Source organism: Candidatus Margulisiibacteriota bacterium (genome assembly GCA_003242895.1).
Lineage (GTDB): Bacteria > Margulisbacteria > Riflemargulisbacteria > GWF2-39-127 > GWF2-39-127 > GWF2-39-127.
This window is the reverse complement of sequence record QKMY01000014.1, coordinates 1-15,042: the sequence shown is the minus strand read 5'-3', so window position 1 is coordinate 15,042 and position 15,042 is coordinate 1. Positions and strand designations below refer to the sequence as shown.

Here is a 15,042-nt window from a genome sequence, read left to right as displayed (position 1 = left end):
TCCCACTGCCTCCCGTATCCGATGCCTCAGCAAAATCCTGGTTCACTGGGTCTGCTGTTGTTGTCCAGGTTACATTTGTTAATGTTCCAGGCGCTCCAGGGGCTGTCCCGTCATATACGATATTATCGGTTACATCGGTATTTCCGCTGGCATTTTTAAAACGGACATAAACTGTTTTAGTTCCATCTCCCGCAGTCAAAGTCCATATTTTGTTTGTATTATAAGCTTCGTCTGTTCCAGTCCCAAATGCTGTATTGGATATATTCATGGTAGTAGCGCCAGTTGCAGCTAAAGTTAAGGTAGTTGATGTTGAATTAGTATAAGTAGCGTTACTACTGATCTGAACAGAACAGCCGGACGGGACTGCAGCGAATGCGCTTATGTTCCCCACTAGCAATAAGGACAACACTATTACGATAGTATATATATATGTAAAAATGTTCAATTTTTTCATAAATTATCCTAAGCTATCCATACTAAGAATTTACAAGCTTCACCTATTGACAAATAGCACTCATCCCCTTGTATACTCTGACACCATTCGATATGATTATCCATTTACAGTTGTTCCCCGGATTGATCGACTGCCATACTCTGAGCTATAAGATTATCAATATCTTCCTGAGATTCTTTGCTATCAATATTTCCAAATGTCTTCTTAATTAGCGTAATAGACCCTTGCTTTGCCAGATTTTTTGCTACTTTGAGTATGTGTTCCTGGGCATTGATAATCTCTACCTTAGTTAGGCTGCTTTTTTTAAGTTCCAAGACCTGATTGACCATATCTTTCATACTTTCTGTAAGTAAGGATAATATTTGATTCTTGTCTCCTTCTTCAAGTTGCATAATCCCTGCTGCAATAATATAAGGATCGAGAGAATAAAAGATTTTCTTAAGAGAGTCTTTATCCGTAAGAAGAATATCTTCAAAAAGAACGATCATATCCCTGATCTCTTCAAGTAAATCAGGATACTTCTCGCCTAATACCTTGGTTAAAGCAGTTTTTTCTTTATCTCTTAATTCATTTAATAATCCAAGAACAACATCCTTACCACCTACCAGACAGGATATTTGCTCCTTAATACTTTTCTCTAAAGGCGCAATGACATCCATCGAATACTGATTACTGTATACCAGATAAGCAATGATCTCGGCCTGCTCTTCGTCTTCAAACTGCGAAAGTATGATATTTGACATTGAAGCGGGTAAATAAGAACAAATGATAGCTATTTGCTCTATAGTCAATTTTTTTTGTTTATATTTGTTAAGCATCAGGATTTTTAGCTTAAAGATATTATCGTCATCAACAAATTCAAAAAAGGCCGTCATGGATGTTGATTTCCTGATAGACATTTCTTTTATGCCTTCATCATCATCAACCGCCGTCTCGATACGACCGCTGATAGACATAGCTGCCGCCGGAGCTGCTTCCGCTGCTCCTTGCTGCCCTTCCGCACCTGCAGCAAGTTTGCCTACGCCCGAAGATACAGCCGGCAATGTTTTTCTAAAAAGCACAAAAAACAACATCATCATTCCAATAATCGCAACAGTATTACCTATTGAGACCATGTGGTTTATGTTAAAACTTTTTTGTTTCTCAAGTTCTACCTTCAGTCGCTCCCTGATTCCGGCAACTTGAATATTAATTGAAGTGTAATCTTCTTTTATTCTATTTGCTGTCTTAAGCAAATCGCGTTGAGTTTCACTCAAAAGCCTAGCCTGTGGCTCGCTTAAAAGCTTAATTTGTGCATCACTGATTAGAGGCTGGGATCCGATAGGTGCCGGGGCTATTGCGGAAGGACTGTTGTTGCTTTCTATTCTGCTTTGCATAATTCCTACATATTCTTTTAATCTCTGTTCCCAGAGTTCCTGACTCTTGGCAAGTTTCTCCGAAATATAGTATTGTTCGGAAATACTAAGATTGGTATTATCTTTCAGATTTGCTTTCCCCAGGAACAGATTTTTATTAAGTGCAACTGGAAAAGGAAAAAAGGAAGATACGATCTCAGGAATTTTTTCATATTTCGCTGCATCAATACCTTCATCCGCTTTTATATTTACATTAAGTTCTTTAATAAAGTATTTTTCATAAATACTGTCCGACTGGACCGGGATCCCTGGAAGCAACGCTTTTTCTTTCTGAGGGGATATCATCTCTGCACCTATCTCAAGGCTTATCAAAATCGAGATGTCCTTAATTGCAATCTTTTTCTCTATAACATCTTTCAACCTATCTTCAAGAACTTTTTCCAGCTCTATTCTTTTATAGATATAAGATTGATCTTCAATTTTACCTTCCTTTGCCAGAAATTCCTTGACTATTTCATTGTTACTGTCATATTTAAGAACAGCAAGCCAATCTTCTCTGGCTTTATCGTAATTCTCTAGTAAATAGTAGGCTGATCCTCTTCTCATCAAAGCAAGAGTATTCTCCTGGTCAACCTTTAGAACATCATCTATTTCTTTAATTGCCTCATAATATTTCCATTCATGTATATACCGAAAAGCTTTGCTTAATTTTTCGTCAATCATATTCTCGACATCGTTTTGAGACTTAATATTCTTAATATCTGCTTTCAAGTCATCTGAACCGGTTCCGTTTGCCAAATATTTTTTTATGTTGTCATCCAGAAATCGGTGTTTAACATCATCATTAACATCTTTCTTCGGTATTTTGAACTTTTCTTTGAATTGTTGGATCCCCTCTTTGAAACGCTTGGTTTTAGACAGGATTTCAACCATTTTTCCTCTTGTTAAAAAACAATCCTCATTATATAGTTGATTGTTTTCCTTTTGATCACCGGTTACTTGACCGCTATAGTTATCAATAGGAAATAATTTATTTATTATTGAAAGCGCTTCTTTTTCTTTCTGAAGTGCTCTCGGATAAAACTTACGGTTATCGGGCACATCAATAAGATTTCTCGACACTGATGCTTCAATGTACACTGAAGCCCAGTAATCTTGTGGAACATCCAGATAATATCCGGAGTATGGATTCTTATCGAAATTCGTTAAGGATATCAATAACGTTATAAATTGGCTGCGACTGAGAATATAGTTCGGTTTGAACTCGTCACCCTTATATCTGGCAAGAAACTTGTTTTTCACAAAATAATATATTTCCGCGGCATATGGGTCATCAGCCTTGACATCAGATAAAATTATTCCATCAGTATCGGCATTTTTATTTAAAATAACTTCTTCAGGAAATAGGAATGATTGACCCATTAAGATCACACTTAGCGTTATAAAACCTATTTTTAGTAACTTTCCAAAGTGAATCCTATACATATTGATCCTCCATATGCATCATTCCAGTATACCCACGTTTTTTTCCAAGAACTGAACAAGATCTCCGATGTTAGAATTGGAGGGCATAAATCCTTCAGCCTTTTTTGCTTCTTCCAATGCTCGCTTCAATTCTTTATTCCTCATCGCAGAAATTGCCCTGTCATAGCACTCCCAGGCCTGTCTTTCCTCCGGCAATTTAACAGTTGTAATCGCCAGTACCTCATTTAGTTTTTGCAGTTGTTTTTTATTATCGCTTGAAAGGGGCTTTAGAATAGAAATTGAAGAATAGCTTTCCTTAGCAAGATTATAAAACCCTTTATCAAAATATCTCATTCCCTTTGCTACATAATTATCTACTTCCGTATTAACTTCTTCGGATTTATTCCCGCCCAAATTTATACCCAGTGAAAATTTCATTGTACTTCCGGCATCCTGATTAGCCATTGCTATGTCAAATTTGGCTATACTATATTCAACCCCTAAGCCGAATGTCATAGCTTCTTCATAATTCATACCAGCCAACAATGAAAACATGCCCATAAATTTGTATTCTGCACCCAGGTACCACTGGCTGAAAGTATCAGTCACGTCAAAAGCCACACAATATTCATCTGACTTATATGCTAGCCCGCCCCGCCATATTAACGGCAATTTGTCTGATGTTATTGCCGGAGCATTGTTCATAGAGTAGACATTATTAAGGACCCCGCCCAAAACTATGTTTTCCATGGGCGAATACAAAACTCCCAGATCAAATACAAAAAAGGAATCGGGAAATTCGCCCAGCGCTCTTGAATAGTTTTTGAAACTTAGGCCAACCGAAAGATTGTTATATAGCCGCTTGCCATAAGCCAGCACCATAGCGCTTGAGCTATCCGCAACACTGCCTGATTCCTCATTATAATCATCCGTTTTTACAATAGGCAAAGAATTCCCCAGGGTGACCATTCCCCCGCCATATGATTCATAAAGACCCGGCCAAACAAATGCCATAACCGAAAAAGAATAGACACTAAACATGTTAGCTTGCATGAACAAACCGGATATCTTGGGAACTTCCATCAACGAAGCGGGATTATTATAAACTGCGGAGGCATCTGTGCTATACGCTGCGTAGGCCCTGCCCATAGCAAATGAGTGAGCATCGGCGCCATATGCGAACATTGCGCCTGGCTGACCCCCGTAAATGGCATGTGAATACACGGGTAGCATTAATAATATGCTAAATATTAATATTTTTAGTATTTTCATTGTTAATTTATTAATCCTACTTTTTTGCAAAAAACTAACATTATTTTTATTCTAAAAAACACATTAGTTATAACAAACAAATTATATCAATTTTTTCCTTAACTATTTCTTTGCAACTAAGGAGTGAGAGGTATACACAATACATATTTAGCCTACACATGCATTAATCCTGTACAGTAACGTTTTTTCCCAATGCTGCACCCAGGTACCACTGGCTGAAAGTATCAGTCACATCGCAACTGAGTTATATGCGATTCCCGCCATATTAAAGGTAATTTGCCGATATTATTGCCGAAGCAATGTTCATAGTTATTTTATTATTCCCTCTTTTACCAAAAATATAACATTATTTTTTATTATCATGGATATTAGTGCTCCTTAAAAGATTATATCAATCTTCGAAACAAAATTTTATGCACCTGGATTAATAACTAATTCTAACCATATACCAAAAGAAAATACTTTCAATTACTTAGCAGCTAGCTTAAACCACTTTATCTTTATCTTTTTTGCTGAAGCATGCGGTGCAATAACCGAACCACTTTTAATGTATATACCTTTTTCAATAGCTGAGTACTCGCCAATAAGAACCTTATTGGCAACGGTCACTTTAGGTTCAAGCGTGACATTACGTTTAAGGACGACATCGTTCCTGATACGTGACTTATCTCCGATTTCACAGTGAGGCGCGATCCGTACGTGACAGCCAATTGTTACCCTTTTGCCGATCTTACAATATTCCTGGATATATGTTCCTAATCCCACAGTAGAAAAATATTCGATTCCCACATTATTCCCGAGCATAATTTGCTGACCAAGAGTAGAGAACATCCCGATAACTGTGTTATTACCAATCTCGGACTTAACCCCCAACCGACTGAAGTTCCCTATCATACTATCTGTCCCGGTTGAGACGTTGTTCATAAGTACGACTCTCATTCCTAACGTGCTTTTATACCTAATGAGGCAGTCGTTCCCTACAGTACTAAACGGACCTAAAACCACGGACTGTTCAGTCACCACAGCTTTTTTTATGCGAACAAAAGATCCAAGTATCGTGTTTTCAGCTATCTGAGCTTTTTCACCAATCGAACAAAATGAACCTATTTTTCCAGACCCGCTAATAATCGCTTCGGTTTGTATGTGGTTCCCCCATCCGATGGAAGTGTCATGTTTAATAATGCAATGCTCACCACAATGAGAAAACCAGCCAATCGAGGAAAGCTTTTCGATCAATACATTGTTCATGATCGTACTAAACGGCCCTACATTAACGTTCGTTGCTATATGGGTATAGCTCTGAACTGTTCCGAACACCCCTACGCTTACGTCGCGATCAATTACAACATTTCTTGCCAAATTAGAAAATGCCCCTATAACAACCGAATTGCCAAGGATAGAGCGTTGTCCTATCTTCGTGAAGCTTTTAAACTTGCAATAGTCCCCGATACTAGTGTTTCTATGAATAGAGGACCCGAGGCCTAATCGGGATGACTCTCCTATCGCACACCGCAATCCAACCCTAGCAAACGATCGAACAGAACAGAATCCTTTTATTGCAACAAAAGCACTTGTCTGAACAAACCAACCGATCTTGGCAGTACACTGGATGACATTATGGATACCAAGCGCCGCAAAACTTCTCACAGTTACACTTGCCTGTATAAGAGATTCGGCACCAACTGAGACAAAAGAATTGATACGGACTGCATTGCCAATTGTCAATTGATTTCCTAGCTTTACGCCTGCGCCGATAGTACAATCGTTCCCGATAGTAATGCAAACAGGTAAGCGATTTTCACTCGGAGATAAGAACCGCTTAAGTAAAATTATTAGTGTCGATTCGTGAACAGTTGTATTCGGGCCCAATCTCACGTTCATTTCCGACAGCGTTTTCTTTCCCCATTCAGTAAGCCTTTTCTCTTTAAAAAAGCATTGTTGCTTTTCAATAAAAACCGGAGGATAAGGAACATTCTTATTACTGAAAATAATGTCTCCAATCCATCGTAAAACATGAAAAATATAATATAAAATTATAGAAACTGATAATTTCGACAATAAGTCATAAAAATCGCAATAATATACCTGGAGAGAAAGTTTCTGGAAATCATCATTCGGAGAGAGTATTTTTTCAGATTCCAAAAGCTTCATAATTTTCTCTCGATCAACTTCGGAAATAGCTAGCTTGAATCGATATCTGCATCTTTTTTCGATTCTCTGATAAATGATTTTCCCGGTAAACCGGTGAATCGATCCATAAAAAATCTCTTCAAAAATCTGCGAACAAATACCAGGATCATATTCCTGCAAAATCTGAAAAATTCTTTCTTGGACCTGAGTATATTGTTTGCTGTCCATAACTCCAACACTCATTATTAATATTATTTTTAGTGCCCTGATAATTAATTCTATAATTATATTTTCGGTTTAACAAGTAACAACAAATAAAACTACAGGGCAATCACCTACTAAAGCTAATAATGACATACCCTGGGATGTCATCCCTGCGCAGGCAGGGATCCAGATTTCCATCATTTGAATCTTTTGTAATAACCAACTTAATTACGAATTCACCCAAATTATGCTAATATTTATAGAATAGGGGAAAGAATTGCAAATCCCTTCCTGACAAAAGTTGTCACAAAATAATACTAGTTTTTAGGAGACACCTCACTAAATGAAAAAAGCATTACTATTCTTATTTCTTATGTTGATAACTATATCAACTGCAAATGCTTATCGCATAGGTGCTTCATACAATAGCGCCATAGGTGATATACCAACTGATGGAAATAAATCATATCCATCCAGCATTCGATTATTCCATCGAACAGGAAATGTTGGGACTAATTGGTACAATGAAATATCCGTTTATCAGGGTAATATACAAGAATTATCTTCTTCAATGATTATTCCTTTTATGAATTTCGGACCTCGTAGATATGATCTTTTGCTTGGGGCTTCGAAAGCATTTGGAAGTGAGCGGTATATAAATCCGGGAGGCTTATCTGTTTTTGCTGCATTATCATATCTCGAAGAAATATCTGCCGGTTTATTTATAACAGCTGAAATGCAGATGAATTTGAACAGAAAATATGCAAATTCTTCAACAGTTCCCAAGCTATCTTTAGGACTCAGTTATTTTTATGATTCTGACCCTGTAATAGATGACATAAAAAGACTTGATAGTTTAGATTTCGATGACTATCTCGACAAAAACATGGTAATTAAACAGGATGAAACTATTATTAAGCAATCAGATATTATTAATAAGTTAAAAGACATAAAAGTAACAAAAGCTATGATTATCCCTAAATTTGCGACAAAAGGCAGCTCATTTCTAATAACAAAAGAATTCTCAGATAAAGAACGAGCACTTAAAGTTATATGTAAAATCAAGCAAATTAATCATGGAAAGTATGAATTAAAAAATGTGGGTTCAAATACCTGGAGATGCAAAATTTTTATTCCCCAATCCTTCCGCGATTCACAAGTTAATATAGTTTTACATGTCACCAGAAGTGACGGGAGCAAAATTGAAGAATATGGCGTGATCCTGATCGATTAGCATTATGCAAAAAATTATATATATATTAATAGCAATATTGACAGCAAACTTTAGCGCAACAGATTTGTTCGCAGACACAATATCTCTATCTAAATACGTCAAACAGATCTTAGTTAATGGAAAGCATCCCAAGATATTTAAACTTGAAGAATCATATGAAGCGGCAAAAGAGAACTACAAAAAGGCGTTAACTAAATATAATCTTAAGCTTTCTTATTCGTATAACAATTCCGGCAGCCAATCACCCTCCAGGTTTTTTCAGGGAGATATCAATTATGAAACCAACTCATCATTTGCTGCCAGTAAAAAGTTTCCATTCCTTTTCGGGAATGATCTTGATATCACATTTGCCAATAGTTACTCGGATATTGCATCGGCAATGAATAATTTAATTCCGGAAAGCCAATCATTATCTTTTATCTATTCTCTTCCCCTTACCTTTGAGGGTATTAAGGCCAGTGAATATAATTCGAGAATCGACCTCCTCAATTTTGAAAAAAGCATCATTGATTATGTTTCAAAAAAAGAAGATCTAATGGTGTCGTTAGTTAATGATTATATGGTTTACATAAATGCCATGGATAATTTTGAGGAATCAAATAAACAACTGGAAAGTCAGAAGAGGTTATTGGAATTCGCTACAGCAAAATACGATCTCGGCGAAATACCAGGTATCGAATTAATCAGGAGCAAAGTCTCAATGATTAATGAGGAGCATCGTTTTTCTGAAACCAAAAATGACTATTTGAACAAAAAAAAAGAAATATACTGGCTCTTGGGTTACCCGGAAACAAAAGAAATAAATTTTGATCGAAATCTTGATATAGATTTTGAAATAAAACCTGTTGAATATTTTCTGAGCAGACTTAAATTCAACAAAGATTATCAGCTTGCAGTCAGAGAACTGGAGACGGCTAGGATCGACTACTTAAGTGTGATGACACAGCAATATCCTGATTTATTGCTCAAGGCGGCACAAATAACTACAAAAGAACAGGATTCTTTTAAGAAAGATAGCCATATGTCATACGGGTTTGCATTGGCAATACCTATTATTGATAGCTCACTGGATAACGATTACAGGATAAAACAAAAAAAGTATAAGGACCTAGAAGACAACTTTAAGAATAAGACCGATGCGATACACCATGATATCGTAACTAAATATAATAGAATAATGAGCTACAAGGAAGATAGGGAACTCTTAGGTATATATTATGAATATGCGCTTAGTGAATATAATATCGTTATGGAACAATATGATAAAGGCAACGCAAATCAAATAGATGTCGAACACGCGCTGGCATCGCTGGAAGATGTGCGGGGGAAACTTTTTCAAAATAGAAAAAATTATATAATAGCTAATTTTGAACTTAATAAATTCGCGGGGTTAAATATCCCAACAGATTTGTTTATCAGCATAAAATAGGAGTTATTTATGAAAAAAACAAAAATAGTATTGAAATATATTATTATTTTACTGATTGTTTTTATATTAATTAAAACGGGCTTAAGCCATAGATACCTATTTTCAAGCGGCAGTACCGTTGACGGCAAAGTCACCAGACTAGAGCGGCACGATGTTGTAAGCAATATAATAACTTCCTGTGAAATCATTCCAAGGACCCAACAGGAGTTAAAGATAGCCGGAAACGGGATTGTAAAAAAAATACATGTAAATGTTGGAAATAAGGTAAAAAAGGGAACCCTTTTAGCGGAAATGGAAAGCAAGGATATTTATGGAGAACTATCTATCGCTACAGGAATGCTTAATAAAGCAAGCAGGGAACTTGCAATAAAAAAGAATTACTATGACTCTGCTAAAATCAAATATAAAAAAGACCTTATATCACTTAAAGAAGTAATCGAGGCTAAACAAGACCTAAAGTCGACAGAGGAAGATTCTTTTCAGTCCGCACAGAATAAATATAGTGAAGTTATGAAGAAGATTTCTACATTAAAACTATATTCTGATATTTCGGGATACGTCACTCAAGTCAATAAATCTGAAGGGGATCTGGCGATTGCTGACGAACCGGTCATAGTTATTACAAAATTAGATGATCTATATGCAAGGTTCTATGTCTCAGACCTTTATCAGGGCAAAATAAAAGAAAACATGAATGTCAGGTTTTTTGACGCGCAAAAAACCGCAGGACAAATAGTCGCAGAAGGTAATGTCACTAATGTAGGTAAATTTGTAACAAAAAAAGGCATAACGGTTGAAGTATCTTTCACTCCGGCAGCGCAGGAACAACGTGAAGCCAATCTACATAAGTATTTATCGGCTGAAATTCCACTCAATATTAGAAAAAACGTAAGTAGTATCCCGTTATCCAGTGTTTATGTAGATGACAAAAATTATTATGTCTATGAAGTAAAAAATAGTATCGCGAAAAAAAAATATATTGAGATCGGGCTAGTCGGCAATGATTATGTAGAAATAATAAAAGGGATAGGTTCCGGCGATAAGATAATTAAAGACCCCAATAAATTTGTACAAGACGGACAGGTATTTAAAGAGCTATAAGGACGACGTATGATACTGGAATATGTTGAATTAGCTATTGATGAAATTAAAAACAATAAAATGGAAGTTTTTATGACGGTGCTCGGCATCATCGTAGGGATTTCGGCTGTTACGGTTATTTTGGCCATAGGTGAAGGCGCTGCCAAAATGGTAAATAGCGAAATGGCAGCTTTCAAAGAAAATGTTTTGTGCATTACCTATTCTCCAGACAAAACTAAATCAGCGGCTTCTGTCAACGCATTTAAACCCGGTGGGAATAATATGCTTGCTGGTTTTTTAGGAATGATTAATGATGCTCAATCTGAAAAAAGAAAAAAAGCGGAGGGCGACTGGCCATTACCATACGACATAAAAAACTATGCATCACAGATAAATAAATGTCCATTGGTAGATTCCGTAGACTTTTTAGGAAGAATAAAGAACGAGGTAATTCTTTGTGATGAGCGCAAAGAATTGATGATTAATTTTTCAAATAATAATTTTCTAAATTATATAAAAGAAGAGATTATTATTGGCAGGACTTTTTCCGATTTAGAAGTTAACCAACAAACCCCTGTAGCCATCTTGAAATTGTCGCTTCCCTTATATCAGCGCTTTAACAAATTTGGCGGGATACTGGGCAAAACCGTAAAGGCTGGAGATTATACTTTTCGGATTATAGGTATCATAGATGCTGGAAAGGATGAACCAGAAGTCTATGTTCCCTATTCATTTTACATGTTTATGGCAACTAACAATGATTTACCCCAATTTCTAGTCAAGCTTAAACCTCATGAACAAAAAGATAGTAACAAAGAGCTTTTTTTTCGTTGGCTTAAAAACTTTGTTTTAAACGGAGATTATTTTATTGAGGATTCCAATATTGATATATTCAATAAAATACTAATTTATCTCCCCAAGTTTACGCTGTTAATCACGTTTATTGCCGGGATCTCTCTGGTTGTAGGGGGTATAGGGATTATGAATTCTATGATTTCATCAGTGGTTCAACGGACCAAAGAAATCGGCATTAGAAAATCCATAGGTGCAAATAAGAACGCGTTAATTATCCAATTTCTCATTGAAACGATGATCGTAACCTCTATAGGTGGAATCCTAGGTATTGCGCTTGGCATTTTACTGTCTATCTTGGTGCTTAATCTGCTAACAATACCTCTGGTATTTCCGATCATATCTATTGCTTATTCTATAGTTTTTACTCTTATTATAGGTGTCGTCTCCGGAATAGTTCCTGCGGCTAAAGCCGCCAAGCTAAACCCAATTGAGGCACTCGGGCACTCGTAAAACTTTACCAGGATATCCCAACATTTTTTTTCGATACAAGTATTTACTTGAAGAATACGAGAATAGTAACACAACAAAATATTAGAAAGGAGCGCACAAAACATTTAAATAGCATAAACAGATTATACTACAAATAAAACTTTTAAAATATGTCAAAAAAAAATAATTACAAAAGGGAGAATAAAAAAATGAAGAGATTTGTAATGCTAATTATAGGATTATTATTAATCAATGTTTCTGTGGCATTCAGTGAAACAGCTCCATCCAAGGTTTATGTTCAACAAGACCAAAGCTCGTACGCAAATAATGATACTAGTATCGGAATGGTAGCAGAAAAAGCTTCAATAGCACTGCATTTAAAAAAATACACGGAGGGCACTATAGACACTATAGGTGGGTTTACTCTCGGCAATACTCTGCGTTTTCAATTTTGGGGTAATACTAACGCTGAATATCTGAAGGCGCTAATTTATACAATCAAAGGTGAGGTTATTTCAAATGGTCTTACCAAACAATTTACAATGGTTGTATATCCTTCGGATACACAAGCCACTTATAAACTTAGTGGGGATATTGATGCAACAGGCGTTATCCCGACATTATATTCAATGACCCAGCAAGCTGTAACAATCAAACTCAAATCTATGTCACTTGAAAGGTATACAGTCGCAACAACTGAAAAAAAAGAAATTTTCAAAACTGATCTTAAGCTGGAATTAACCCTTGACGCAACCCACAAAAATAAGATTCCAGTTGAATTTGTGGTTGGTCTATTTGTACCTAAGAGCTCAATTAAAGTGGAACTGACTAATAAGGTCGGAATAAGTATTCCTATATTTGGTATCAATGCACCGACACAGATCCGTACGAACGTTTATAATACCGCAGGAACAATAGTAAAGACTATATATTCTCAAAAAATCGAAAGTGGTTTGTTGAGAAATTTCACAGTCGCAGAAACCTTCGAGCTCGGCGATGATATTGATTATCTTTATACTGAGGGGTATTTTGATGGGGCTTGGCAAACCTTCACAGGTTATCATAAACATAGTTGGTGGACCAACTGCGTTGAATTCGTATACTCAAGTCTAAGGATAATGGTCAAGTTAGGCAGCAAATAAATTATCCTGTGTATTTCTAATTAATTGGTGGCTGTCATAAAAGGCAGCTACCAATTATTATTTTCATAAAAGATTGGTTATAATATAAATATGCCTGTAATCGAACTAAAAAAAATCAGCAAATCATATAAAAGCGGCAAAGAGGAATTCTTTGCACTCAAAAATATCTCACTGACGATTGAACAGGGTGAATATTTGTCGATAGTAGGCACCTCAGGTTCAGGCAAATCTACCTTAATGAATATCCTAGGATGTCTTGATCCTGTTCAATCGGGACAGTATATACTTAATGGCAAAAACATCTCTCAATATAGTGAAACCGATTTGGCAAAAGTTCGCAATGAGGAGATCGGATTCATTTTTCAAAGCTATAATTTGTTGCCAAAAAAAACTCTGATAGAAAATACGGAACTACCGCTAATTTACAAAAATATCAAAAAAAAAAAAAGAAGAGAACTATCTATCGATATATTGACAATTCTTGGTCTGGGGGATAGGCTCAATCACCTTCCAGGTGGTATTTCCGGAGGGCAGAGACAACGGGTAGCTATAGCCAGATGCCTTGTCAACAATCCAAAAGTAATCCTGGCTGATGAACCTACCGGCAACCTTGATTCGGTAACTCAACTTGAGATAATAGAACTATTCCGCGAGGTTAAAGAAAAATTTGATACAACAATAATCATTGTGACCCACGATGAAGAAGTTGCTAATTTTTCAGACAGGGTCATAACTTTATTTGACGGAAAGATTTATGCAGATATAAATATAACCGCGCATGAAAGTGCTATAGAAGCCAACCAAGGCGTATATAACTATGATGAGAAAAATGAATACGTTGAAGAAATCTTGAACAATTTTCAGAGCACTCCTGCGATTAGCGTTCCTTTACCTCAACATAACTATTTATCTTCCGCAGTTCCAATCCATGAACGGCCTGTTCCGATAGATGTCCCGATTTTTTGCACAGAAGAAAAAAAAGATACCGACAAAGATATTTTAGAAAAAAATAATATTGAAAATATAGAAAGCCTGATAGATAATGATATAGGCAAGGAACAGAATCAAACGAACATTCCTAATAATTCAGTCTGCCCCGTCAAAGCGGCTAAGTATGTTAGAAAGGGAAATTTATTTATCCCGGCAGGTTGATGCTGTTTAGTCACAGGAGCAATAATGTTTATTAAAAAATTATTAAGTTATTTTTCACAATTCTTATCAAGTAGCAACAAATCTATGCAGAATTCAGATGGCAACCAAAAGCCACAGGAAATATTGCGAATAAAAAAGGCTCTTTGTTACAGAATAAATGACGCGCAAAAAAATTATCTTGGTGAATATAAATTCGATACAAAACATAAAATAGATGATGTTTTGTCTTGTTATAAAGTTAATGAAAAAGATAAAATAATGGAAGAATTGAAGGATCAGGCTAATTTAAATATAGACTTTATTAATACAAAAGAAGAAATGCTCGAAAGGCTTCAAGCGGATAATTATGCGGTAGTCCTTTTCCCATATAAAATAAAAGATGAAAATCCTTTAGAAGTACTAAAAAGTATACGTAATAAAAATGCTTCCGTAAAAACTATACTTATTGTTAATAAAAAAATCAAACGAGAAGAAATGATCACCTTTTTAAGGTACAAACTTAATGAATTCACGCATTTATCCTTATCAGATGCTGACCTTTTTTTCTATTATCTTTCTGACTTTTTAGATGATTCCTGTAACAGCTGAAAATTTAGCAACATTATGGTTACTACATATTCCCGAATAAAGCACCCAGTCATTTCGATCTAAACCTCCCGCTTAACAAATACAACTTTTGCTATCATCGATACGCTCCTACGACACTTGATAGTTTAGGTGGAATACAAAGGCACTGAACGTTAGGTAATAATTCGCGTGACTCAGCAGTTCTAATTATGAGTTTTAGCGCTGATAAACATTGAGTTCAGGCAATAAAGTATCCCTATTGGGATGATTATAAT

The 15,042-nt window shown here is 35.9% G+C and carries 11 protein-coding genes; 7 read left to right on the top strand and 4 right to left on the bottom strand.

Features of this window, described 5'->3' with window-relative positions; translation table 11 throughout:
- The 4 genes from DKM50_01200 to DKM50_01185 all read right to left on the bottom strand — a co-directional run.
- Nucleotides 1–454 (bottom strand): hypothetical protein (locus DKM50_01200; GenBank protein PZM83840.1); only part of this gene is annotated, 454 nt, incomplete at its 3' end.
- A gap of 104 nt (nt 455–558) precedes the next feature.
- Nucleotides 559–3,294 (bottom strand): hypothetical protein, encoded by a 2,736-nt coding sequence (locus tag DKM50_01195; protein ID PZM83839.1) that lies wholly within the window; start codon nt 3,292–3,294, stop codon nt 559–561.
- A gap of 18 nt (nt 3,295–3,312) precedes the next feature.
- Complete coding sequence (locus DKM50_01190; protein ID PZM83838.1) at nt 3,313–4,545, bottom strand: hypothetical protein; 1,233 nt, start codon at nt 4,543–4,545, stop codon at nt 3,313–3,315.
- Nucleotides 4,546–5,013: 468 nt separating this feature from the next.
- Nucleotides 5,014–6,918 carry a hypothetical protein gene (locus DKM50_01185; GenBank protein PZM83837.1) on the bottom strand — a complete coding sequence of 635 codons (1,905 nt, stop codon included), beginning with the start codon at nt 6,916–6,918 and terminating at the stop codon, nt 5,014–5,016.
- Nucleotides 6,919–7,222: 304 nt separating this feature from the next.
- Here DKM50_01185 and DKM50_01180 point away from each other — a divergent pair, with 304 nt between their 5' ends.
- The 7 genes from DKM50_01180 (at nt 7,223) to DKM50_01150 (ending at nt 14,788) form a co-directional block, all read left to right on the top strand.
- Nucleotides 7,223–8,113, top strand: a complete 891-nt coding sequence (locus DKM50_01180) for a hypothetical protein (protein PZM83836.1) — start codon at nt 7,223–7,225, stop codon at nt 8,111–8,113.
- Nucleotides 8,114–8,117: 4 nt separating this feature from the next.
- Complete coding sequence (locus tag DKM50_01175; protein PZM83835.1) at nt 8,118–9,542, top strand: hypothetical protein; 1,425 nt, start codon at nt 8,118–8,120, stop codon at nt 9,540–9,542.
- Between the two features lie 9 nt (nt 9,543–9,551).
- A complete protein-coding gene (locus DKM50_01170) occupies nt 9,552–10,643 on the top strand; it encodes a hypothetical protein (GenBank protein ID PZM83834.1) in 1,092 nt (363 codons plus the stop codon).
- 9 nt (nt 10,644–10,652) lie between these two features.
- Entirely contained in the window at nt 10,653–11,927 is a 1,275-nt protein-coding gene (locus tag DKM50_01165; GenBank protein ID PZM83833.1) for a hypothetical protein, read from the top strand.
- Nucleotides 11,928–12,115: 188 nt separating this feature from the next.
- Nucleotides 12,116–13,048, top strand: coding sequence for a hypothetical protein (locus DKM50_01160; protein PZM83832.1), 933 nt, complete (start codon nt 12,116–12,118; stop codon nt 13,046–13,048).
- A gap of 90 nt (nt 13,049–13,138) precedes the next feature.
- Entirely contained in the window at nt 13,139–14,200 is a 1,062-nt protein-coding gene (locus DKM50_01155) for a hypothetical protein (protein PZM83831.1), read from the top strand.
- Between the two features lie 24 nt (nt 14,201–14,224).
- Nucleotides 14,225–14,788, top strand: coding sequence for a hypothetical protein (locus DKM50_01150; protein ID PZM83830.1), 564 nt, complete (start codon nt 14,225–14,227; stop codon nt 14,786–14,788).
- The last annotated feature ends 254 nt before the right edge of the window (nt 14,789–15,042 follow it).